This is a genomic window from Spirosoma sp. 209, from assembly GCF_002006735.1.
Taxonomy (GTDB): domain Bacteria; phylum Bacteroidota; class Bacteroidia; order Cytophagales; family Spirosomataceae; genus Spirosoma; species Spirosoma sordidisoli.
On the sequence record NZ_MVEC01000023.1, the window covers coordinates 112,351 to 138,202 of the forward strand.

Annotated in this window: 12 protein-coding genes; 7 read left to right on the plus strand and 5 right to left on the minus strand. The window is 54.8% G+C overall.

Going from position 1 to position 25,852, the window contains the following annotated elements; all coding sequences use genetic code 11:
• Nucleotides 1-86: 86 nt before the first annotated feature.
• Together B1C80_RS25585 and B1C80_RS25590 are read right to left on the minus strand one after the other, a co-directional pair.
• Nucleotides 87-914, minus strand: coding sequence for an alpha/beta hydrolase family protein (locus B1C80_RS25585; RefSeq protein ID WP_077924035.1), 828 nt, complete (start codon nt 912-914; stop codon nt 87-89).
• A 44-nt stretch (nt 915-958) separates the two neighbouring features.
• Nucleotides 959-2,086 (minus strand): glycoside hydrolase family 18 protein, encoded by a 1,128-nt coding sequence (locus tag B1C80_RS25590; protein WP_077924036.1) that lies wholly within the window; start codon nt 2,084-2,086, stop codon nt 959-961.
• Nucleotides 2,087-2,241: 155 nt separating this feature from the next.
• On the opposite strand from B1C80_RS25590, the gene B1C80_RS25595 reads away from it, so the two are divergent.
• A complete protein-coding gene (locus tag B1C80_RS25595) occupies nt 2,242-2,655 on the plus strand; it encodes a VOC family protein (protein WP_077924037.1) in 414 nt (137 codons plus the stop codon).
• A gap of 131 nt (nt 2,656-2,786) precedes the next feature.
• Here B1C80_RS25595 and B1C80_RS25600 read toward each other — a convergent pair whose 3' ends face one another.
• From B1C80_RS25600 to B1C80_RS25610, 3 genes are read right to left on the minus strand one after another with little or no spacing between them, the layout of a single operon-like run.
• Nucleotides 2,787-3,122, minus strand: a complete 336-nt coding sequence (locus tag B1C80_RS25600) for a translation initiation factor (protein ID WP_077924038.1) — start codon at nt 3,120-3,122, stop codon at nt 2,787-2,789.
• 55 nt (nt 3,123-3,177) lie between these two features.
• Entirely contained in the window at nt 3,178-3,957 is a 780-nt protein-coding gene (locus B1C80_RS25605; protein ID WP_077924039.1) for a LytTR family DNA-binding domain-containing protein, read from the minus strand.
• A gap of 42 nt (nt 3,958-3,999) precedes the next feature.
• Entirely contained in the window at nt 4,000-5,475 is a 1,476-nt protein-coding gene (locus B1C80_RS25610; protein ID WP_077924040.1) for a histidine kinase, read from the minus strand.
• 455 nt (nt 5,476-5,930) lie between these two features.
• Here B1C80_RS25610 and B1C80_RS25615 point away from each other — a divergent pair, with 455 nt between their 5' ends.
• The 6 genes from B1C80_RS25615 to B1C80_RS25640 all read left to right on the plus strand — a co-directional run bounded on the left by B1C80_RS25615 (nt 5,931) and on the right by B1C80_RS25640 (nt 25,847).
• Entirely contained in the window at nt 5,931-6,521 is a 591-nt protein-coding gene (locus B1C80_RS25615) for an LUD domain-containing protein (protein ID WP_077924136.1), read from the plus strand.
• 61 nt (nt 6,522-6,582) lie between these two features.
• Complete coding sequence (locus tag B1C80_RS25620; RefSeq protein WP_236648925.1) at nt 6,583-7,122, plus strand: GNAT family N-acetyltransferase; 540 nt, start codon at nt 6,583-6,585, stop codon at nt 7,120-7,122.
• A 132-nt stretch (nt 7,123-7,254) separates the two neighbouring features.
• Complete coding sequence (cmk, locus tag B1C80_RS25625) at nt 7,255-7,959, plus strand: (d)CMP kinase (protein WP_077924041.1); 705 nt, start codon at nt 7,255-7,257, stop codon at nt 7,957-7,959.
• Between the two features lie 75 nt (nt 7,960-8,034).
• Nucleotides 8,035-9,099 (plus strand): FAD-binding oxidoreductase, encoded by a 1,065-nt coding sequence (locus B1C80_RS25630; protein ID WP_077924042.1) that lies wholly within the window; start codon nt 8,035-8,037, stop codon nt 9,097-9,099.
• A gap of 99 nt (nt 9,100-9,198) precedes the next feature.
• Nucleotides 9,199-12,462: a hypothetical protein gene (locus tag B1C80_RS25635; protein WP_077924043.1), complete on the plus strand. Its 3,264-nt coding sequence runs from the start codon at nt 9,199-9,201 to the stop codon at nt 12,460-12,462.
• A gap of 1,157 nt (nt 12,463-13,619) precedes the next feature.
• Nucleotides 13,620-25,847 carry an SdrD B-like domain-containing protein gene (locus B1C80_RS25640; RefSeq protein ID WP_161492819.1) on the plus strand — a complete coding sequence of 4,076 codons (12,228 nt, stop codon included), beginning with the start codon at nt 13,620-13,622 and terminating at the stop codon, nt 25,845-25,847.
• The last annotated feature ends 5 nt before the right edge of the window (nt 25,848-25,852 follow it).

Below are 25,852 nucleotides of genomic sequence, written 5' to 3' on the forward strand. Positions count from 1 at the left end.
TTATGGAAAGACCACGACCCGGGCCTTTTGTTTGGTCCCGTCGCCCTGACCTAGTTTGCGTCTGCTGAACGCCGTCGTACGGCTGCTCAACCCGGCTTCCGTTTATCGAAGAACTGCCGCATGAACAGGAGCTGATAGGATATAGCGGTATTCCAGTACGTCCAGTTGTGGCCGCCGGGCCGGGTGATGTAGTCGTGGGCTATGTTGCGCTCCAGGAGTTTGTCGTGCAGGTTGTTGTTGACCCGGAAAAAGAAATCGTCGGTGCCGCAGTCGATAATCAGCGAGAGCGAGCCGGGAGTCAGCAGATGAAGCAGGTTGATGACCGTATGCTGCTCCCAGCGGTCGGGAAACTGGGCATACGGACCCAGCCGTTTGGCAATGTCCCAGTTGTTCGGAAACGGCCGAATGTCGACTCCGCCACTCATGCTGCCGGCGGCTCCGAAAATGTCCTGATGCCGGAACGCCAGGTAGAGCCCGCCGTGGCCGCCCATACTCAGGCCCGTAATGGCCCGCCCCTGCCGGTCTTTGATGGTTTTGTAATGGCTGTCGACCCAGGCTACCAGCTCGTTGGAGACGTAGGTTTCGTAGCGGAACGACGCATCGACGGGGCTATCGTAATACCAGCTGCCGTAGTTGCCGTCCGGGCAAACTACAATGATCCCGTTGGCGTCTACCGCCCGGCTCAGGGCGGGTGCTTTCTGAATCCAGTTGCTGTAGTTACCGCTATACCCATGGAGCAGATAAACGACCGGGAACTCGGCGCCGGTGGTATACGAGTCGGGCGTGATCACCACGGCCCTGATCGTTTTTTTCATCGATGCGCTATAGGTGTCGACAGTATCGACTTTGGCGGCCCGGGCGTGGCCAGTAAACAGCAGGAAACAGAACAGAAAAAGTGCGCGGCTGGCCGTCATGGGAGTGGGGGTAAGGGTATAGGAACAGAGGTTGCGGTGTGAAGTTATGGCTGGCGGAGCTGCCGGTCAATCTCGCTGAGCAGGTAGGTTTTAGGGTCGCTGGAGTACTCCCAGAACATGATGCCCCCCAGCCCTTTTTTTCTCACGTACCGACATTTGGCTTTTACCGATGCTTCGTCGTCGTAGGAGACGAAGCGTTTCAGGTCGGCATTGTAGAGGTAAGGCGCTTTGGCTTTACGGTCCCAGTAGCGTTTGTAGGCCGGGTTGGTCAGTAAACTGTCTTTGATGAACGTGTAGCCACCGCCCCGTTCTACCTTCGCGATGGTTCTGGGGTGGGTGTTGGGGTTGTCTTGCTGAAGCTGCCAGGCACGTCCGTAGAAGGCAATGCCCAGCAGGAGCTTGCTGGCGGGTACGCCCGCTTTCCGGTACGCCTGTACGGCCCGGTCGCCCGATTGTTCGTTGGGTACCTGACCCGTCGGATACAGGTTGGTATGGTGCCCGGCCAGCGGCCCGCCCGTGTAATGGTCGTACGACATGATGTTGATGTAATCGAGGTACTGCTGCGCCTGACCCATGTCGGTATGGGTAAAGATGGCGTCGAAGCCGGGCAGGGCCGTCGTAACCAGATACGGTTTGCCGGTCTGTTTCTGGAGGTTGTTCAGCTGGTCGCGCAGGGCTTTGAACAGCAGGGTAAAGTTTTGCCGGTCTTCGGGCCGAAAAACGTTGTCTTCGCCTTTCATACCCGGATACTCCCAGTCGATATCGACCCCATCGAGCTGGTATTGCCGCACAATGTCGACGGCCGAGGCTGCAAACGCTACGCGGGCGGTATCGCTCAGCACCGCATCGGAAAAATTCTCACTCCACGACCAGCCGCCAATCGAGATCAGAATCTTCAGGTCGGGATTGCGCTGCTTGAGGTTGTTCAGTTTCCGGAAGTTGGTCGAGTCGGTAGCCAGGTTGTGAAGCCAGGCGCGGTTATTCCGCACATCGACGAAGGCGTAGTTGATATGGGTCAGTTTTTCGACTGCAATCTGGTCGGTGTTGACCAGCCCCCGGAAGCCGCCAACGTAGGCCAGCACAATGGGTTTGGAAGTTGGGCCGGGGGCCAGACCGGCGCTCAGAAGCGCGCTGATGAACAGTAACGTGAGTACGTAAGAAGGGCGAAGCATACCGTGTGGGTTAAGAGAAATGCCGGTTGCGGGCGGGTAAAAATGCGAATAAAATGGGTTGTCGCAATCACCCCCTCAACTTGTCCTGATCACACAGCAAGGGCCCTGGCGGGGGTGGGTACCTTTGTCCAGTACAAAATCAAACAACAACTACTATGGCAACCAAAATTTTTGTGAATCTACCCGTTCGTGACCTGAATCGGTCGGTCGAGTTTTTTACGGGCGTCGGCTTCCGCTTCGACGCCCGCTTTTCGGACGAGAAAGCGGCTTGCATGATCATCAGCGAGAACATTTTCGCCATGCTGCTGGTCGACAGTTTCTTTACAACTTTTACTCCTAAAGAACTGGCCGACACCGCTAAAACGACGGAAGTAATCGTGGCATTATCGGCCGATAGCCGGGAGCAGGTCGACACGCTGGTAGATCGGGCCATGGCTGGCGGAGCTACCCCCGCCGGGGAGCCTCACGATGAGAGTTTTATGTACTACCGGAGCTTCTTCGACCTCGACGGTCATCACTGGGAGGTAAACTACATGGAGCTGCCGGAAGACGGGCAGACGACCGAGTAAGGCGTATCGGTGCACTAAAAAGGCCAGCGTTGGGAAGTTCACCGGCGCTGGCCTTTTTTGCGTTACCGTAATCGCTTTGGATTACGTATAGAGCCTATCGTTTCGGACTGGAGCAGGCCAGCGGCATGGCTTTATCCGCCGGCTTTTTTGGCTTTATAGCCTTTATTGGTCAGCCAGGTCAGGACTTTGTCGCGGTGGTCGCCCTGAATCAGGATTTCGTCGTCTTTAGCGGAGCCGCCCGATCCGCAGGCTGCTTTGAGTTGTTTGCCCAGCTCGGCCAGGTCGGCTTCGCTGCCGATAAACCCCCGAACAGCCGTAACCACTTTGTTGCCCCCCAGCTTAACCAGCCATACCTTCAGGTTTTGCTGGGTGGGCGGCAGGGTTTCGGCCGGTGGCTGCTCATCGGTCTGGTAGTTGAAATCCGGGTTGGTCGAGTAGACAACCCCGGAGCGGTTTTTCTTGCTCATACTACAAAACTAATCGGTTCTGCTCAGTGTGTCGTTCACCCAGCCCCGTTTTGGTTTACAGTTCGAGCAATTGCCGCACGGTATCGCCATACGTGCTTCCCGTGGTCAGTTTCGTGCTTTTTTTGTCGCTCATGGCCAGGAGGTACTTGCCGTCGAAATGGCGGTGGACTTCCGAGATCTTTTGCCGGTTAACCAGCACCGACCGGCTGACGCGCACGAACGTATCGGGTAGTTTTTCGGCCAGGGCCGTCAGGGTGTAGCTGGTCAGGAACTTCTGCCCGTCAACGGTCGACAGAAAAACGTATTTCTCTTCGGCTTCGAAGAAGGCAATATCGGAGAGCGGCACGAGCCGGATTTTTTCGCCGGTTTTAACCGAAATCGAATAGATTTCCTTTTTGGGCTGCATCTGGGCCAGTAGGCGCATCACGCTTTCGGTCATCGGATTGCTCCGGCTCTCGGGCTCGTTACGCTCGACCAGCGCCCGGATTTTCTGAGCGGTTCGGGCCAGCCGTTCGGCTTCGATCGGCTTGAGCAGGTAATCGACCGAGTTCTCCTCAAACGCCCGGATCGCGTACTGATCGTAGGCGGTGGCGAATATGACCATGGGCATGGCGGTGAGTTTGGAAAGCATCTCGAACCCGTTGAGCAGCGGCATTTCGATGTCCAGAAAAATAACGTCGGGTTGGCGGGCTTCGATGAGCGTCAGGCCCTCGGCGCCGTTGGCCGCATCGCCAATAACGGTAAACGTATCGCTGTGTTTATCCAGCAGGCGCCGTAATCGACTGATGGCCAATGGTTCGTCGTCGATGAGTAGGGTTCTGAGGGGAAATGACATAAGGCTGGCGAAGCTAATCGGGAAATGTAAAAGGGTAGGATATTAGTGGACCTCCGATACGGAGAATGACTGGTCGTTATGGACAAGTTTTGCCAGTTTTATAGACAGCAGCACCTGCTTGAGCGGCCAGTTCTGCAACTCCACCCGGCCGTCGTCGCCGTAGAGCAGTTTTAGTTTGTCCTGGATGCTGCGCAAGCCGTAACCACCACTCATCTCGTCGGGAAAGGCCGGGCCGTTATCATGAACACACAGGTGTAACTCCCCCGCTTTTTCGTAGATACGAACATCAATACGGCCCGAATCGGCGCGTTTGGCGATGCCGTGTTTGATAGCGTTTTCGACGATGGGCTGGAGCAGAAACTGCGGTAGTTTAAGATCGATCAGGTTGGGTTCGGACACCTCAACGCTGAACGCCAGCCGGTTACCGAACCGAACCTGCTCCACTTTCAGGTACGTCCGGACCATTTCGAGTTCATCGGCCAGGCTGGCAAACAACTCGCCTTCGCGCCCCGTCGAATAGCGGAACAGTTTGGAGAGCAGCAGTGTCATCTCCTCGGCTTTGTCGGGGTCTTCATGAACCAGACTGGCAATGCTGTTGAGCGCGTTGTAGAGAAAATGGGGGTTGATCTTGGCCTGCAGGGCGTCCAGTTCGGCGCGGGTTTTCAGTTTCTCCATGTTCAGGAGCTGGAACTCCTGTTCGGAGAGCTTGCGGGTCAGCTGCCGGCCCTGTTGCAGCACGTACAAAAAGACGTTGGCTATCAAAACATCGGCTATCAAATAGATGTGCCAGGGGGCGTTGGTGTTATTGTAATCAGGACGTTTGCTCAGTTCGGTGAGGACCTCTCTTCCTAACCAGTAATAGATTCCGGTACTGATCGTCATGACCGAAGCCAATACCGCAATACTCAAGATCAGGTGCCGTTTCCAGACCGTAGTAAACCGATGGGTGAGCCAGCCCAGCAAGCCCCAGGTCACCAGAAAGGTAGCGATGCCATCGGCAATGTTCTGGGCGATTACAAACCGGTACAGGTCGGCAATACAGTCGTCGGTAGCCGTAGCAATCAGGTTGGTGAAATAGATAATGCCGCTGGCTCCGTACACCAGCAGGGCCCCCAGAATCATACCGATCAGGGTTCCCCAGCCGGGTTTCTGCAAGATGGTGGTGAGCGTAATGGGCTCCCGGCGCAGATTGGGCTGGTACGAACTTCGACCCGAAAAGTTGAACGAAGCGCCTTCTACGTTGGCACCGGTGAGGTTGACCTGCTGGAGACCGCAGTAGTTCAGGTTGGCTTCGTAGAGGTCGGCGTCGGTAAAGTCGGCGCCGGTCAGGTTGGAAAAACTCAGGTTAGCACCACGCAGAATAGCTCCGCGGAAATTGGCTCGGGCCAGGTCGGAGAAACTCAGGTCAGCCCCCGTCATGTCGAGGCCGCTAAAGTCGAAATTAGCCAGATCGCACCCCCGCAGCTTTAGCCGCTTGCCATTTTTGCCAATCGTGCCGATAAGTTGTTCGCGGGTCATAGGTCGGAAGATAGTCTTCGGTTGTTCATCCTCAGAAAGTGGGTGTATCGCATTTCTTAACGACAGCGTGGCAGAATAGATCCAGAAAATCGGTTGCTCAGCAGGCAGGGGTCTGGCTGACACTCCTGTCGGAATAAGATTGCTGGCCGGTCTAAAAATAGTACATTTTCGGTGGCCTGCTTCGGCCCGGTTTGCCCGAAATCCCGATAGGATCGACACAAAAGAGGGTTCCGGCCGGAAAACGATAGAGAATACCGGCGGATACGGAGCTGGCCAGGTTCATGAAAAGTACAGTGTATAGTCGGTTTATGCAGGTGTCGACAGCCACAAAACTATCGCACGGTCAGCCGACAGCAGAGTCTTTTCTGACGAACGCCCGAATGGCGGGTATGAAATCCGTTAGGGTGCTGACGAAGTTATTTCGTAGTATTGGCTACAAAACCAACTTGTCGCCCATGACGACCACCCGGGATACCATGCTTGCCCGCATCCGGCAGAACAAGCCGGAGCCTTTACCGCTACCCGATGTGCCGACCTTCGTAAACGAAGCCGACGATCTGAGCGACCGGTTCGAGAAAGCGCTGGCTTTTGTGGGCGGTCAACTGGTCGATCTACAGGCCACCCCGGCCTCGCTGGTTGGTTTTCTGCAGGAAACTTTTCCTGATGCTCAGCGAATTGCCTCGTCGGTGCCTTTGCCGGGGCTGGACCTCGTACCGGTCGGGCCGGAGACCGATAAACAGGTACTTGAGCAGATTGACGTGGCCGTTTTGCGGGGCGATTTTGCCGTTGCGGAGAACGCGGCCATCTGGGTACCGGAGGCCTCAATGATGCACCGGGCTTTGCCGTTCATCACCCAATACCTGGTGCTGGTGGTTGACCGCGACGCGCTCGTTCCCAACATGCACGTAGCCTACGAACGCCTTGACCGGTCCCGGCTCACCTACGGAACATTTATTGCGGGCCCGTCGAAGACCGCCGATATCGAGCAGTCTCTGGTCATTGGAGCGCACGGCGCCCGGAGCCTGACCGTCGTGTTACCCGAATAACCGGGCGACTTAACATTTACCTAATCCAGTTGTTACTGTCGTAGTATTAACCCTGACTTCTTTGACAACGACGTTGATTACGTTCGATCTAACCCTGGGTCGGCTTCGCCCCTGGCGCGAGGGCGACGAAGATTCGCTAACACACCACGCCAGTAACCGGCGTATCTGGAACAATGTCCGTGACTTTTTCCCGTACCCATACACGCCCCGCGATGCGCATTCGTGGGTTCGGTCCAACAAATCGTACCAGCAGCCCAACAACCTGGCTGTTGAAGTTGACGGACAGGCGGTTGGGAATATCGGGTTTACGGTGAAGGATGATATTTACCGCTACAACGCCGAGATCGGCTACTGGCTCAGCGAAGAGTACTGGGGGCGGGGCATCATGACCGAGGCCGTACCGATCATGACCGATTACATCTTCAGTAATTTTCAGGTCAACCGGATCTTTGCCTGCGTGCTGGAAGGCAACATCGGGTCTATGCGGGTGCTGGAGTCGGCCGGGTACCGACACGAAGCGATCCATAAGAAGGCTGCCGTCAAGAACAACCAGTACCTGGATGAGCATGTCTTTGCTATCCTGCGGGCTGAACGGGGATAAGTGCCTGTGGGCCGGGGCCTGGAGTCTGGGGAAGTAGACAGTACCCCAGGCTCCAGGCCCGCTGCTTTTTCCCCTTTGCTTTTTTTGTGGTTATTTTGCCAAAACATTACCGCTTCGGCGGGTTCTTATTACATGCCGAAGATAGTTATCGCGATTGACGGGTATTCGAGCTGTGGCAAAAGTACCACCGCTAAAGCTGTGGCCGCCCGCATGGGCTACGGTTATATTGATACCGGGGCTATGTACCGGGCTGTAAGCCTGTTCTTCACCCAGGAACGTATTGCGCTTTCCAACCACAAAGAAGTGGTAGCTGCCCTCGACAGAATTCATATTACCTTCAACCACAACCCCCGTACCGGCAAGAACGAGACGTGCCTGAACGGCCTCAACGTAGAAGGAGAGATCCGAACCATGTATATCTCGAACATTGTCAGCGAGGTAAGTGCTATCCCCGAAGTGCGCTGGGCCATGGTCGCTCAGCAGCAGAAGATGGGGCGCAAACGGGGCGTGGTCATGGACGGCCGGGATATCGGAACCAAGGTGTTTCCCGATGCAGAGGTGAAAGTGTTCATGACGGCAGATACCTACATCAGGGCCAAACGCCGACAGCAGGAACTGCTCGAAAAAGGCGACATGGTCAACCTCGACGATATCATTAAAAATATTGAGAAGCGCGACCTGATCGATACGACCCGCTCAGAAAGTCCACTCATGCAGGCACCAGATGCGGCCCTGCTGGATACGTCGCACATGACCATCGAAGAGCAGGTCGACTGGGTCATCGAACAGGCCGACCGGCGCCTGTCTGAACTCCATCGGCAGAAAGCAATAAAGTGAGCAGGCTAAAAATGTATAGTGGGAAATGAATAATGTATAATTAATTCATCACTCATCACTCATCATTCCTTATAAATGACCGTCGACTTTCTGATAGTGGGGCAGGGGGTGGCTGGGTCGGTGCTGGCCTGGACACTTGATCAGCGGGGCTGCTCGGTGCTGCTCGCTGATGATCCGGCTTTACCGTCAGCGTCGGGTGTGGCGGCTGGTATTGTCAATCCGCTCACGGGCCGTAAACTCGTTCGTACCTGGAAAGCGGATGAGTTGTTTCCGTTTTTGCACCAGTATTATACAGGTATCGAAGATGAACTGGGCGTGCGGTTTTTCCATCCTAAAACCATCTACCGTCCGTTTCGCTCCGAAGCCGAGAAAGCTGATTACCTCGCTCTGATCAATGACCCGGCGGCTCGTGCGTATGCGCGGGAGTCAGCTGATAATCAGCAATATGGGGCGTATATCAACAATCCTTACGGTGGGTTAGATGTGCACGGGGCCGGATGGGTCGATTTAACCGAGTTTGTTCGGTTGATAAAAGGCTATTTTGTTAGAAAAAATCAATACTATGAAGGAAGTATTGATAATAGTGACCTGATTATCAAGGAAAATGCTGTGAAGTGGAACGGCATATCTATCAATAAAGTCATATTCTGTGATGGGGTGCAGGCCCGTGAGAATCCGTTATTTGGCTACTTACCCTACAATCCTGTTAAAGGACAGATTCTGACGGCGGTCATCGAAAATTATCCTATTACGGCTATAGTTAATCAGGGGGTTTTTATCCTGCCCGTTCGTCCGGGACTGGTCCGTATCGGGGCTACCTATTCATGGCATGATCTCGATTGGCAAACAACCGATGACGGTCGATCGTTTTTAGAGTCGAAAGTACAGCCAGTCCTGCGGGTACCGTATCAGATTGTGGCGCAGCAGGCCGGTATTCGACCATCTACCAAAGATCGGCGGCCGTTTGTTGGGATCCATCCTGAACATCCGGCTGTGGGGATTTTTGGCGGTATGGGGACCAAGGGCGTATCGCTGGCCCCCTACCTGGCCGAAGACTTTGCGCGGCACCTGCTCGATGGTGAAGAATTAGAACCGGAAGCGAATATTAGCCGCTGTGTGTCGTTATACAGTCACGGTTGATTAGTTTTCAGTTTCGGATCGGTAACCAGCATCTTTATCAGGTCGTTTACCGTATACTGAGTACCGAAAACCGGTAGCCAACGTCTATACTATTTCGTTATGCGGAACCATTACATACTGCTGTTGGGCTTGTGGCTGGGAGGGCTGAGCGCAGCCGTGGCGCAAAATTATCCGTCGCTCGAGCGGTTCGGTAAAAACCGGATTCAGTACCGGAACTTCGACTGGAAAATTGTTCGGACATCGAACTTCGAAATCTACTATTACCAGGACGGCACTCAGATCGCCAACCTGACGGCCCAGTATGCCGAGTCGGAGTTCGACCGAATCACCGAACTCCTGGGCTATACCCCCTACAATCGTATCAAAATTTTTCTGTTCAACTCCCCGCAGGAACTGGCACAGAGTAACATTGGTCTCAACGCACAGTCGGGCTTGAGCGGTCGTGATCTCGACTTATCGAAGTCGCGGGTAGAGCTGGCTTTTACAGGCGATCAGATCAGCTTTCGCCGACAGATTATCCGCGATATATCCATGCTGTTCGTTTACGACATGCTGTACGGAGGGAGTCTGAAAGATGCCTTACAAAGCTCACTGCTGCTGACGCTGCCCGACTGGTTCATGCCGGGGGTGGCGTCGTATATTGCCGAGGGCAATAGTGTAGAACTCGACGACTACATGCGCGACGTATCGCTGACCCGACCCGTCAAGAAACCGTCGCTCCTCTCCGGGGCCGAAGCCGAACGGGTAGGCCACTCCATCTGGAACTACATCGTGCAGAAATACGGGCGCGATAATGTATCCAATATCCTGAACCTGACCCGCATTATCCGGAACGAGCAAAGCAGTATTGCCAGCACACTCGGTGTACCCTACAACCGGTTCCTGCGCGAATGGCGCGAATACTATGCCGGTATGGCCGGGAGCGTATCGCAGTCGTACCAGGCTGGCTCCGACGATTTTCGACTCAATGTCAGCTCGGCCGACGAAAAATCATCGCTGGTTAGTTTGAAGATCAGCCCCGATAACCAGTTTGTTGCGTATACCGTCCTTCGGGATGGTAAATTCAACGTAGAAGTTGTCAATACAACGAACCGGAAAAAGACAACCGTACTGTCGGGTGGGTACCGGCTCGATGGGCAGTCGACCCGGACCAGTACGCCCCTGGTGGCCTGGCAGAAAGACAACAACCTGCTGGTACTGACCGACGAGCTGGGCCGTACGAACCTGTACCAGTTTTCTAACCTGGAAAAGCGGCCAAGCCAGGAGTTCAGACGCACCGTGAACGGCTTAACGCAGGTTGTCTGGATGGATGCGTCGGAAGATGGCAGCAGCCTCATCATGAGCGCCGACCGGAAAGGGCAGAATGATCTGTTCTTATACAGTATTAACCGCGGGTCTTACCAGCAGATCACAAACGACCTCTACGACGATCTGTATCCGCAGTTTGTTGGGCGTACGGCCCGGCAGATCGTGTTCAGCTCCAACCGCCAGCTCGACACGCTGGGTGTTGACAAAGGAAGCTACAAGACCATCCGCGACCGGCTTACCCTGTTCAGCCACGAAGGTAACGCCCGTAACCTGTCGGTGCAGCGGCTGACCGATTCGCTGACCCATGCTGCGAACCCCATTCCGGCCGATGAAACGACGATTTATTATCTGAACGACGCCAACGGTGTCCGTAACCTGTACCGGTATAATACCGAAACGCGTACGGCCCGGCAGGTAACCGCTTTCCCGCAGAGTATCCGACTGTATGACCTCAACCCGGCCACGGGTGGCTTCGTCTACAGCACTCTGCAGGATGGCGATGAGTATATCGGGTTCCGCTCAAAACTAAACCTGACCCAAACGGCTCAGGCTCCGCTTACCCCGCGGGTGGCAACGCTCAATCGCACCAATCCGTCGGCTTCGGTTCGGGCCGAGCAGCTGCGTACCGATACCACCCGACGGGCCGGTGCCGTTTCGGGCGATTCGGTAGCAGCCCGGCAGGCCGATACGGTACGTCCTGAACCGGCGCGGCAGCTGGCGCTGGAACCTGGTGAGGTGGATACCGATAATTACCAGTTCGACCCCGAGGTGCTGAAGGCGGCCGAGTACCGCCAGCGCCGGACAGTGGGGCTAACCCCTAGTATTGCCACCGCTCCTCCGCGTAATCGTCGGCGCGAAAACATTACCATTCGTGGGCCGTATGCGTACAAAGGAATGTTTACCATCAACGATGCTACCTCAAACTGGCGCATCGATCCGATTCGGGGCTTTGGCTTCGCGCAGGACGTAACTTTAACCGACCTGCTCGAGAATCACGTGCTTCGGGCGGGTGGTTTCATCACAACGACCCTGCGAAACAGCGATCTCTTCGCGGAGTACACCAATCAGACGAACCGCATCGATTACGGCGCCCGGGTTGATCGGCAGACCCTGTTCATTGATCAGCTGGGCCTGACTCAGAAATATCGATACAACCGCATAGCCGTGTCGGCTTCGTATCCGATTTCGGTAAACAGCCGGCTTACCATCTCGCCCTTCTACGCCATTACCCGGCTGATTGATTTGACCACCTTTGCTGAACCCGACCGCGTGTCGGACTATGCCGGTCTGCGGGGCGAGTTTGTGTTCGATAATACAAAGGTTAACGGCATGAATATGACCGTAGGCACCCGCATGAAACTCCGTTTCGAGGAATACGGTGGGTTGCGGGCTGCTTCGCAGGGTTTCCGCCGGCTATCGCTCGATCTGCGTCACTACCAGAAAATACACCGGGACCTGATTCTGGCCGCCCGTTTTGCGTTTAGCCAGTCGGGTGGACCATCGCCGAAGCAAAGTACGTTGGGCGGAATGGAAAACTGGATTGGAGCGAACCAGAAAGATGCTATTGTCAATAACCCATTACGGGTGCCCAACACGCTGGCCAACGAAATTCCGTATGATTACCGCGATGTATTCTTCCTGGATTTCGCGGCTCCGCTGCGGGGGTTCCGGCAGGGAAAACTGACGGGTAACAGCTATATGCTATTCAACGCCGAACTCCGGCTCCCGCTGATCCGGTACCTGTATCGGGGCAACATCACGTCGAACTTCCTGCGGAATCTGCAGTTGGTGGCCTTTACCGATATTGGTACCGCCTGGACGGGAAGTGGGCCGTTCAGCCAGCAGAATAGTCTGAATACGGAAAGTGTAGGAGGGGGGAATATCCCGTTCCGGGCCAGGGTCACCAACTTCAAAAATCCGTTCCTGATTGGTTACGGCGCCGGCGCCCGAACCATGTTGTTCGGCTACTTCGTCAAGTTTGATTACGGCTGGGGGCTGGAAGATAAAACGGTCACCAAGCCCATTGCCTACCTGACGCTTGGCTACGATTTCTAGGAAAAACTACTCGCAACTGCTTACCGGAGCTGCTCCTAAAAGGGCAGCTCTTTTTTTTAGGTCAAATTATCGAGTCAGAACTATTTTACTCTGTTGAGTAGCTATATTTGTCGGCCGATTATGTTGATAAGCCTCTCTGGACATTCTTATCCGGCTCCCATTTTCTCGTATCCTCTCTTATCGACCTGCCTGCTGGGCTGCTTTATTGTCAAATAGAGTGATCCGTCATGCGTAATCTGGCGTGCTGAATAAATTAGTCACGCCGGGCCGGTTACATTACACTTGGCATAGTTTTCGCTAAACCCGGCGGGTTGCTCCTGTAGTCGTATTGGAGTAATTCGGCAGGGATCAGACTGCCCTTACTTACCCCAACCACTATACGTGCGGGTCATTAACTCTCGAATATACAATGATTTACTTGCCGTCCTGTTTGCGTATCACTGAGGGGTGGGTGTTTGGCATAGTTTTAGTTAAATTCTTGGAGAGTAAAATAGCCACTGTTCTCAGGCAGGGCAAACCGTGACTTATGCATGGTTTGTCGGTCAGAATAATCGCAACGTTTGCGGGCTGATTTTGCCGCTAAGTATACGCTCCAAATAAAGTTGCAGATGGAAGTAACGTCTACGCTTCGCATAAAACGTCCTGACGTTTCAGTTAATCCGGTCGGTCGTAAAAACGACCGGAAGATTGATAATGTCCGAGAAAAACTAGGTTATCTGGCAAATCAGGTAGTTGGCTATGTGCTTCAGCTGATACAGAGAAAGTTTCAGCCTCTTCCATCAATTCAACCCAAACAGCAACCTTTCCCTTTCTTCATGACAGAGTCGTTGCTGGCGCCAGCCCGGCTCTTTGCCGTTGGCAGTATCCGGTCGGCGGGGCGCCCGCCCGATATTCCGCCCGGGCGTACTATCAACCCATCTATAGACTTTATCCAGCAGCTACCCACTTTTCTTACTCTACCGCGAATGAATGATCAAATTTTACAGAACGAATCACCTCATATGTCCATAAGCCGACCCAGAGTTAACGTGGGCAGGGGGGATAATACGGCATTAGAGAAGCCTACTCGCACGAGCCGTTTTTCACAACGTCTGGCCGGTGCAGGGGGCGAGGGTCGTTCATGGGGCGCGCGGTCTCGTCAGGGAGTGCTGTCACTGGTGGCACTGCTTGTTTTCTGGCTAGGCGGTATTCCGGCAACGTTTGCGCAAACGGCCGTCGTCGACCTAAGTCTGACTAAAGCCGTCAGCAACCAGAACCCGGCACTTGGTGATGTTATCACGTATTCGGTGGTCGTTACCAACGCAGCTAATGCGACTGCTACTGCCACCAATGTAGTAGTAACGGACCTCCTGCTTACGGAAGGGGCTACTTATGTGCCTTCGTCAGCGTCGACTTCATCAGGAACATACACGGCGGCAGCGTCATCAACGGTGACGACCGGAACCTGGCGTATTCCTTCGATTGCGCCCGGCGCATCGGCGACGCTTACCTTCCGGGCCACCGTAGTCGGACGAGGAGTATGGTTTAACACCGCCGAGGTTACCAGCCTCGATCAGACCGATCCCGATTCGCCTGCGTCTGGTAATATATACGAAGATGATTATGCGGCCGTTTGCTTCGCTATTCCTATCTTTTTCTATGGGGGTGATGAATATACTGTGTCAGTACCAGCTGGTTTCGACCGGATCGAATGGTTTCGCAACGATGTACCCATCAGTACATCCGCCGTATCGACCTCGCTGGCTGTAGTAAACAATGACAACTCATTGACTATAAAGTCGGTGGGCGTTTATCGTTTTGTGACCTACAAGAATGAATGTGCTTCATCAAACTGCTGTAACATCGAATTTGTACCGGGGCCGCTGGGGAGCCTGGGTAACTTTGTCTGGGAAGACAAAAATGCCAATGGCAAACAGGACGTTGACGAACCCGGTATCAGCGGTGTAACCGTTGAGCTATATGATCCAACGAGTACAACGCTGCTGGCCTCGACCACAACAACCGTGGGTGGGCTCTATAGCTTTACCGGTCTGACCGATGGCAGTTACACGGTTAAGTTCGTGACACCAGCTGGGTTCCAGCCTACGTCGCAAACGGTAACGGGTGTATCGGACGACATGAACAGTGATGCGGGCCTCAATGGACTGACGCGCGTATATACTATAGATACAAGTCAGCCTGAATCGAGTACCGCCCGGAATAACCCAACGGTAGACGCGGGCTTCATCAAGCCTGCCAGCCTGGGTAACTACGTCTTCGCCGATAACGACCGCAACGGTGTTCAGTCGACCGGCGACACCCCCATCTCGGGCGTGCCGGTGAGTCTACTGCTCAACGGTACAGTAGTGGCGTCGACCACAACCGATGCCAGTGGCTTGTACAGCTTCACAGGCCTGACACCAGGCCTGACCAACGTGTACTCGGTAAGCTTCTCCACCCCGACCAACTTCACGGCAACTACCCCGCGTTCAGGCACCGACAACACGATCGACTCCGACGCTGATCTGGTGACGGGGCTGAGCGGTTCGGTAACGCTGACCTCGGGTGAGAACAATACGACCATCGACGCCGGCTACCAGGGTCTGACGGCTGGCCTGGGCAACTTTGTCTGGGAAGATAAGAATGCCGACGGGCAGCAGGATGCCGGTGAGCCACCTATTTCGGGGGTAACCGTAAGCTTGCGGCTCAATGGGCTGGAGATCGCTACGACCACGACGAATGCCAGTGGTTTATATAGCTTCACGGGGCTGACCCCTGGCTCGACCAACGTCTACTCGGTAAGCTTCTCAACCCCAACCGGCTTTAGCGGAACGGTGGCCAACATAGGCCCTGACGCAACGGATAGTGATGCTAATCCCAGCACGGGTGTGACGGGTAGCTACACACTGGCCGCTAACGAGTTCAATAGTACCGTAGACGCGGGTTTCATCAAGCCTGCCAGCCTGGGTAACTACGTCTTCGCCGATAACGACCGCAACGGTGTTCAGTCGACCGGCGACACCCCCATCTCGGGCGTGCCGGTAAGCCTGTTGCTCAACGGTACAGTAGTGGCGTCGACCACAACCGATGCTAGTGGCTTGTACAGCTTCACAGGCCTGACGCCAGGCCTGACCAACGTGTACTCGGTGAGCTTCACGGCCCCGACCGGTCTGACGGCGACTACCCCGCGTTCTGGCACCGATAACACGATTGACTCCGACGCCGATCTGGTGACGGGGCTGAGCGGTTCGGTGACGCTGACCTCGGGTGAGAACAACACGACTATCGATGCCGGTTATCTGATTCCGACTTCTGGCCTGGGTGACTATGTGTGGGCGGACCTGAACAGCAACGGCGTGCAGGATGCCGGAGAACCGGGTATCGCCGGGGTGGTGGCCACGCTGTTCCTCAACGGACAGCCTACCAGCCAGACGGTGCTCACCAGCAGCACGGGCTTCTATAGCTTTACGGGGCTGACCCCGGGCAGCAGCAACAGCTACGCGGTAGGCTTCTCGACGCCGACGGGCTTCACGGCCACGACGCCGTTGAGCGGTACGGATCGTACCATGGACAGTGACCTGCTGGCCACGGGCCGCACGGGCAGCGTGACGCTGACCTCGGGCGAGTTCAACGGCAGTCTGGATGCCGGGTTTGTACCGGGTTATGACGTAGGTATCGAGAAATTGGTGGTGAACCCCAAAGGCAGCTATCTGCCGGGCGACCTGATCACGTATCGGTTACTGGTCACCAACAATTCGGCCTACCCGGTTTATAACGTAGAGGTGAAAGATCAGATGCCTGCCGGGGTGAGCTTTGTAGGCGGCAGCGGCCTGGTTAGCAGCGGCCCCAGTTCAGCCAGTGGTACCATCGCTGGTCCGCTGGCAGCTAGTGGTTCGGTGAGCCTGACTTATACCGCCCAGATTAGCAACACCTACTCGGCCACCAGCATTACCAACGTAGCAGTAGTTGGTCCGTTTACCTCCACCAGTAACGTGGATGGGTACAAGCCCCAGGATTCGACACCGAATAATAACACGGCCACGACGACGGTACCTGTGGGTAGCTTCGCCGGTCTGGGTGACTATGTATGGGCGGACCTAAACAGCAACGGCGTGCAGGATGCCGGAGAACCAGGCATTGCCGGGGTGGTGGCCACGCTGTTCCTCAACGGACAGCCCACCAGCCAGACGGTGCTCACCAGCAGCACGGGCTTCTATAGCTTTACGGGGCTGACCCCGGGCAGCAGCAACAGCTATGCGGTAGGCTTCTCGACACCGACGGGCTTCACGGCTACCACGCCGTTGAGCGGTACGGATCGTACCATGGACAGTGACCTGCTGGCCACGGGCCGCACGGGCAGCGTGACGCTGACCTCGGGCGAGTTCAACGGCAGTCTGGATGCCGGGTTTGTACCGGGCTATGATGTAGGTATCGCTAAGACGGTAGCCGGTGGCCGCAGCTCGTTCACGGCTGGTGATGTTGTTACGTATGAAGTAAGGGTTACGAACAACTCAGCTTATCCGGTTTATAATGTGGTTGTTAATGACCTCTTACCGGCCAGTATGAGTTTTGTGAGCGGAACTGGTTTCGCGACGAGCGGAGCCAATTCGGTGAGCACGGTGATTGCCGGACCGCTGGCCGCCAACGGAGGTACAACCTCGCTGACGTTGTCGGCGCAGATCAGTGCCGCGTTTGCGGGTGGTTCGCTGACCAACATAGCCGTCCTCAGTCCATTCACATCGGTATCGAACACGGATGGATACCGACCTGTTGATACCAACCCGTCTAATAATACTGCGTCTGTACCGGTAACGGTAGGTGGAATGCCGGCTATGGCCATCGTTGTAGCACCAGCTATCTGTAATACCGCTACGAACGGGTACATCACCACCGGTACTGTTTCGTTTACGAACATTATTCCGGGTGTTTTGACGATTACGGAAAATGGTTCGCCTGTTGCCTCATTCACGGTTACGGCTGGACAGGCTTCCGTCTCGTTCTCTCTGACGGGGGTCAGCAATGGTCCTGCTTCGCGCACAGTTACGGCAACGCTGGCAGGTGTGGTGAATATGATCAAGAGTACGACCTATGCCGTGCCGGCGTCCTGCACACTCTGTCAGCCAATAACCCTGACGCCGTCAACGCTGGTAGCAGGTGTGAAAGGGACATCCTATAGTCAGACTCTGGTAGCCACGGGAGGCATATCACCTTATACATACGCTGTGACGGCTGGTAGCCTACCTCTTGGTCTGACGCTGGATCGGACTACGGGTGTACTATCCGGGACGCCAACTACGGCTGGTGTCAGCAACTTTACGGTTGTTGCTACAGATGCCAAATCCTGCCTGGTAGCTGTTCCGTACAGCATCTCTATTGGTACAGGATGCCCGGATAATTTCAACCTGACGGTTTCTGCTGATGCCAGCATCTGTAACGGGGAGAGTACCACGCTGGTGGCATCGACTTCAGTTCCGGGTGCAAAAATTCGCTGGTACCTCACCCCATATGACGGGGTAGCTGTTGCGACCACAGCCAGTGGTGAGCCGTACGTGGTTAATCCGACCACAACGACTGTATACTATGCCGAAGCAATGACAGAAGGCTGCGTTAGCCCACGCAAGCCGATCGTGGTAACGGTAACGACCGTGCCCACCCCAATCTGTCTCGGTAACATCAAGAATATCTGTCCGAAGACAACTGTCGATCTGACAACGATCGAAATAGAAAACCACAGTACAGGACTTACTTATGAGTGGTATACGAGTCTAACCCGCTCAGAAGCCACCCGGGTGACGAACACTACAGTAGTAGGTGCCGGGAAGTACTACCTGTTTGCCAAATCAGGAAGGTGCTACAGCAACCCAACGGTGCTGACGGTGGAAATTGTAGACTGTAACTGCCAGAACGTGGCAGGTGTCAATGTAGGCCCAGGGGTGTCGATCTGCTCGGGTGATGGCGTTCCTGTAAAAGCTGTACTGTCTGGTTCGGCAACAAGTGTTGTCTGGTCGACCAACGGTACGGGTACGTTCAGCAGCCCAACCAGCCTGAGCACTACGTATACACCATCTGCAGCTGATGTTGCCAGCGGTTCAGTTATGCTGACTGCAACAACCAACGATCCTGACGGAGCCGGTGTTTGTAAGGCTGCTACCAGTTCAATGCTTGTTTCTATCAACAAGCGGCCCGATATGCCGGTTGGTGTAGCCTGCGACGACACACTGGTTTGTCAGGGTAGCAGCACTAAGCTGATAGGCTTTGCGCCGGGTGCTCGTATCAACTGGTATGATCAGAATAACAAACTGGTGGGTACAACGGAAAGCGGTGGTAAACTGATCGTAACGCCAGCTACGGCCGGCCAGGTGGTTTATACCGCCGAGGCAGTTAACTCAAGTGGTTGTGTAAGCCCGCGTGCGTCGCTGACTATCACGGTCGGAACGTGCCTGCCAGACCTGGCTCTTGCGAAAACTGTCGTGACGGCAGGTCCGTATAAAGTAGGTCAGAAAATAACTTACTCGCTCACGGCCAGCAACAACGGACCGATTACGGGTGCCGATGTGAAGGTGAAAGATGTGCTTCCGCCCACATTGACATTTGTAAGCGCCACGCCAGCTGCTGAGTACAATGCAGCTACCAGTACCTGGACCATCGGTACGCTCACGAAAGGATCGAACCGTAGCCTGTTAATCGAAGCAACGATTAACGCTGGTGGTACGATTACGAATACGGGCATCATCAGCGGTTCGAACAACGATCCGCGATATGCGAAAAACGATACCGCTCGCGCAACGATAGATGTGTCGGTTTGTAACGCCGAACCGCCGGTTATTGTCTGCGCCCTGACGGAGATTTGCAAAGGCAGTTCGACGACCCTGGTGGCCCGAGGCTGTGAAGGAGGTACTGTTCGGTGGTCGGATCAACAAACTGGTTTCAGTGTGATCGTAACGCCATCTGTAACGACTACCTACTCGGCTAGCTGTGTACTGGGTCAGGCCTGCATCAGTGGCCGGTCGAACCTCATCACGGTAACCGTACGGGATCCGCAGCCACCAGTCATTACGGCCAGTGCGGATCAGGTTTGCCCAGGTACATCCGTAACGCTGACTGCATCGGGTTGTGAAGGTGGTAAAATTGAATGGTCAGAGCGGGCACAAACCGGCAACGTGATTGTGGTTGAACCAACAAACCGCACTACGTATACGGCTCAGTGTGTCGTTGGTAGCTGCCCAAGCAAACCGGCTACGAAGACCATCGATATTTCGACAGGCCTGCCGACGCCGACCATCACCTGTAGTACAACCATTGCTTGCCCGGGTGAAGAAGTAACCCTAACCGTGAATGGCTGCGCGGGAACACCGGTATGGAGTAGCACAACTCTTACGACGGGAAGCATCGTTGTCCGCCCGAGCCTGGGTAATAATAGCTACTCGGTATACTGTAAATCAAATGGTTGCCGGAGCGAGTCTTCAAAAGTATACTCGATCAGCGTAGTCCCGGCTATGGTTCCGACTGTAACGGCCAGTGCGGATACGGCCTGCGCCGGGGCGCCAATCTCGCTGACAGCATCGGGCTGCAACGGTACCGTTATCTGGAACGTGGCGGGTACAGATGGTAACTCCCTGACCGGGTCAGTTATCACCGTTCGGCCAACGGCAAGCATGCGCTATTATGCTCAGTGCCGTTATCGCACATGCCTAAGCGAGCCATCGAATGCCGTTCCGGTAACGATCGTGAACCCACAGGCTCCGCAAATCAGTCTGACCTCAGGTAAAAACCTGATCTGTAGCGGGGAGAAAGTGACGCTCACGGCCGAAGGATGTGAAGGGACTGTTAAGTGGTATGGTATTGACCGCGTCGGTGCCAGCATTAGCTTCTTCCCGACAGAAACAAAAGAGTATTTCGCTACCTGCAAACAGGGGAACTGCGAAAGCGACCGGTCGCTCGGTATCCGGGTAACGGTAACGACTTCAGGTACAATAGCACCGCCAACGATTGTTGCTTCAACGACCTCAATCTGTGGCAGCGGCCTGGTGTCGCTGACGGCAACGGGTTGCACGGGAGGTACCATCACCTGGTCTGATGGTCAGACCGGCTCGGTGGTGTCTGTATCGGCAACGCCAACGCAAAACGAGTTCTACGCAATCTGTACAGCTACCAGCGGAAGTGCCTGTGGCAGCAGCCGGTCGAACACCATCAAGGTGAGCGTAACTGCAACCCCACAGCCGATCGTAACCTGCAGCACGGATCACACCTGCCCAGGCGAAGAAGTAACGCTGACGGTGACCAACTGCATGGGTACACCAATGTGGAGCACAGGTCAGACAACGACCAGCATCATCGTGTCGCCAACGGTAACGACGGGCTACTCGGTCTACTGCCAGGATGGCAAATGCCGGAGCCCGCAGTCGGCAACCTACACGATCACGGTGACGCCGGTACCAACACCAACCATTGTCGCTTCGGCAACCGTTGTGGAAGCTGGTGGTACCGTATCGCTGACCGCCATCGGCTGCACGGGTGATGTCATCTGGAGCGCCAACGATATCAACGGCAACAACATGGGTAACGTGATTGTTGTCCGTCCGAACGGTACGCAGACGTATTATGCCCAGTGCCGCTACCGCACCTGTCTCAGCAATCCGTCGAACACGATTATCGTGAACCCGGGCAGCTGCGTCGCCAAAGCAGGTACGCTGGTGCCGGTTGAAGCTACAATCTGTTCGGGTACTGCCACCGTTATAACGCTGGCCGCTACGCCAAACGGTGGTCTGGTGCAGCCGACGGGCTACTCAGTACTATATGTGCTGACAAAAGGAGCTGATCTGGTAATTCAACAGACCAGTACCACGCCAACCTTCAGCGTCACCAACGCAGCGGGTAGCTATACGATTCATACGCTGGTGTACAACGCTACACCAAATACGCCGAACTACTTCGACCTGTCGGCTGTGAAACCGGGTCTGACAACGGGTGGTGATGTCGTTAAGCTCATTGCAGAACGGAAGATCTGTGCTGATCTCGATGTCGCTGGGGCCAAGATTAACGTCAGACGCGTGGCTCCGCCTGTCATAAGCCCGAACAAACCGTTTACGATCTGTGCTGGTACTGCTGTTACGTTTACAGCCACTGGTTGTGAGGGAGGTACCATCCGCTGGACCAACGGCGATGTAGGCGCATCGATTACGAAAACAATCGTGGCCGATCTATGGGTAATGGCTACGTGCACCATCGATGGCTGTACCAGCGATTACTCGAACATGGGCGATGCAATAGTGAGCACGCCGAACGTACCAACGATCTCTGCCGATCGGATGGTTGCCTGCAAAGGCGAGTGGGTAACACTCACCGCTACAGGCTGTGAGGGTGGTCAGTATATCTGGTCCGACAACGTTACAACGGGTAGCAGCCTGTCATTCATCGCCACAAACGATGTTAGCTACCGGGTGAAGTGTAAGATTGGAGAGTGCTCGAGCGCCTGGTCACCATACACGACTATTAAAGCAGGTGCTCCTGCTGCGCCAACGATCTCGGTGGCCGGCGGAGCCAGCACGACTGCTTGCTTCGGTGCACCAGTAACGCTGGTAGCGCAGGGTTGCCCGGCTGGTTCATACGTTACCTGGTCGAACAACCAGGTAGGCTCGACCCTGACGGTGTCTCTGGCTACTACGCAAACCTATACGGCCCGCTGCTGCACATCGGATAATTGCAAGAGCGAAGCCTCGAATGAGGTAACAGTGACGGTACTACCGAAAGTGGCTCAGCCGAAGACAGTAGACAAAGCCAATACCTGTCCAATTAATACGGTCGATCTGACGACGGCCGTAACTAGTCAGGTCTCGACCCGCGGTGGTGTATTTGAGTTCTATACGAGCCAGTCGCTGAGCGCAGCCTCAAAGGTGACGAACACAGCAGTAGGTGCCGGTACGTATTATGTGGTGGAGAAAACGATTGACGGCTGCTATAGCCTGCCGGTTGCCATCCATATTAACATCAATACCTGTGGCGACGCTTCACCCTGTAATCCGCAGAATCCGGCAACGGCCAATGCGGGTGCTGACGCCAGCATATGCGCTGCGAAGACCTATCAACTAGCGGGTGTAATGGGTGGTGCGGGTAAAACCGCCCACTGGACCACCAGCGGTACAGGTACTTTTGATAACTCGTTCCAGCTGAACGCCACGTATACGGCCAGCGCCGAGGATATAGCGTCAGGCAAAGTAACGCTGACGCTGTCAGTAAGTACGAACAACGCAGCCTGCGCAGTCGCTAAGGACGAGATGGTGCTGACGATTCAAGGTAGTAAGACCGTCCCGACGGTTCAGATCGTAGGATCAACGAACCTCTGTTATGGTGACTCTGTCAAGCTTATTGGACCAGTAGGTGCTAGCGGCTACGTCTGGAGTAACAAAGAGCGCTCATCGAGCATCGTAGTGAAAACCAGTGGCACCTACACCCTGCAGGTTGTAGATGGAAGCGGATGTAGTTCAGCTTTCTCCGAGCCAGTTGTCGTGAAAGTAGCCGAACCAGCTCCCATGCCGCTCGTCGCGAACATTCGCAACAACTGTCCGTCGGTAGTAGCTAACCTGACGTCGGCTCTCTCGGCAACAACAGCGGGTAGCACCTATGAGTACCGTATCGGGCAGCCAGCCTGGTCGAAACTCATCACGCGCCCTGACTCAGTAGGTGCCGGCACATACTACGTATTTGCCCGGAACAGCAACGGTTGTGTGAGCGCACCTGCCAAAGTGGTAGTAAGTATCTTCAACTGTGCTACAGATACAGTTAAGACAGACCTATCTATCAGTAAGCTGGCAGATATATCGACGGTAGAGGATGGAGAGCCGGTAACGTATACCATCAAGGTAACGAACAACGGCCTGTATACGGCTAAGAACATCGACATACGCGACGTACTGCCTAAGGGACTCGAACTGATACCAAGTGAGGTCTTTGACTTCTCGGTATCGAATGGTGTGATAACGAAGCGGATTGACAGCCTCCAGGCTGGGGAGTCTGATTCGATCAGTTTCCAGGCAAGACTCGTAGCCAAAGGCGCGGTTGTCAATACGGCTGCTATCACCTACTTCGACCAGAAAGACACCAATCTGGCTAACAACACGGCTAGTGTGACGGTTACCAACAACTCGGCCTATAAACCAAGCCAGATTGGTCTTGCCAAGTCGGTACTAGGTACGCCAAAAGCTGAGGGCGATTCATTGATCAAAGTATCCTACCGCTTCGTTGCGACTAACTTCGGTGACGATACCTTGCGGAAAGTGCAGGTGGTTGATGATCTGGCTTTCTTCTTCGCACCCAACCAACTGGTGAGTGCGGTCGTGAAGCCAGAGGTCGGTTCTACCCTGAAGCCGCTTGCTACCTTCACAGGTGCAGGAGGTAACGTTGATCTGCTCGACCCGGTAAGCTATATCGCACCAGGCCGTTCGCAGCTATTCACGATGGACGTGGTTGTAAGACGCGTACCGGGCGATACGACCCGAGGATTTATCAACATTGCAAGTACTACGGCACTGAATGGCTCTGGAACCGTAACCGATCTGTCGACAAGCGGTGGCGATACTGATCCGGATGGTGATGGTGACCCCACCAACAACTCGACTGTAACCAGCTTTACGCTGGGTGGTGGACAGCCACAGGGACCGGGTATTGGTCTGGCCCTCACTGTATTGAAGGTTGAGCCGAAGGCTGACAGCAGCTATACCATTACCTACAAGGCAACAATCAAGAACCTGGGTGATGTTGATCTGACAGGCATTAGTCTGACCGACAGTCTGGTACAGGCCTTCGCCCCGCCGGTATCGTATACGGTGGTGGGCACAAAAGTAGGCGCTGGCAGCAAGCTGGTACTGGATGCCAATTATGACGGCAATACCTACCCCAATGTACTTGCCGGAACCAGCAAACTGGCAGCAGGCGAGCAGGATACTGTTCTGATTGTGGTCAATGTGAAGCCGAATGGCAATAATGGTCCATTCTTCTCTTCGGCAACGGTGACAGGACAGACGACTGGAACGAATCAGACGGTTAGTGACATCTCGAATGACGGGCTTGATCCTGTTAAGCCGGGTGCCGTCTCAACACCTGTTCGCTTTGATCTGCCCGCCGGTCTGCTCGGTGTAGCCAAGCTGGCTGGAGAGCCGATAGCTGTCTCTGAAGGTGTATTCGACATCCCATATACGATCACGTTGAAAAACTGTGGTACGGTGCCGCTCACCAAAGTGCAGGTGGTTGATAATCTTTCCGAAACGTTTGGTAACGGGGCGCTTATTGTCAGCAATCAGATCAGCGTAAGTGCTGGCTCGGGGCTGACCGTTAACCCGCAGTATACTGGTCAGGGACTGATTACGCAGATGCTGGTCGATTCACTGAGTAGCCTGGGCGTAGGAGAAAGTCGTAGCCTCTCGTTCATAGTACGGGTAGATGCCCGCAATGCGGATTCGCTGACGTTCTATAACACGGCAAAGGCTACAGCACTGACACCGGATAAAAAAGTAGTTGAAGACCAGTCGACGACGGGTACCGACTATGATCCGGATAAAGACCTCGACCCGCGTAACAACAGCGCACCAACACCGGTGATTCTCAATAGCCTGTCGACGCGATCGTTCATCGGTGTGGCTATGTCTGTTCGGGATACCGTTCGTCAGGCTGATCAAAGCTTCAACGTAGTGTATCAGGTCGTTGTAAAGAACTTCGGTCGTGAGTTGCTGAAGAAGGTGTCAGTCAGTGATACGCTCTCCAAGGTGTTTAACAACATAACCGGAGCCAGCTACAAGGTGGTGAGTCCGCCGGTGACAATTTCGACCGGTAGCGCACTGAAGCTGAACCCAGCGTTCGATGGCAGCGCTAATCCGCTGCTCGTTCTCGGCGATAGCACCAGTACACTGGCTGCCGGTAAAGTAGACACCATTCTGTTTGTGGTGAACGTAGTTACGTTCGGTAGCACAACTACCTTCCTGAACACGGCTTACGCAGAGGCAATCTCGGGTACGGAGAAGGTGTCTGATGTCTCGACCAATGGTCTGAACCCGGACATCAACGGAAACAGCAACCCAACCGATCTGAACGAGCGTGAAGCAACTCCGTTGAATCTGCCCGCTACCAGCACCGCGTTGTTTATTCCGGAAGGTTTCTCACCAAACGGTGATGGTATCAACGACCTGTTCGTCATTCGCGGAACCGGGGCGGCAACGATCAATCTCGAGGTGTACAACCGCTGGGGACACCTTGTTTACAAGAAAGATGACTATCGCAACGACTGGGACGGTAAGCCGAATGCAGGGACTGTAATCAGCGACAACGCTGCTGGTGTACCTGACGGAACGTACTACTACGTGATCAACCTGAGCGACGGGCGCAAGTTTGTACGATACATGACGATTAACCGCTAATACCG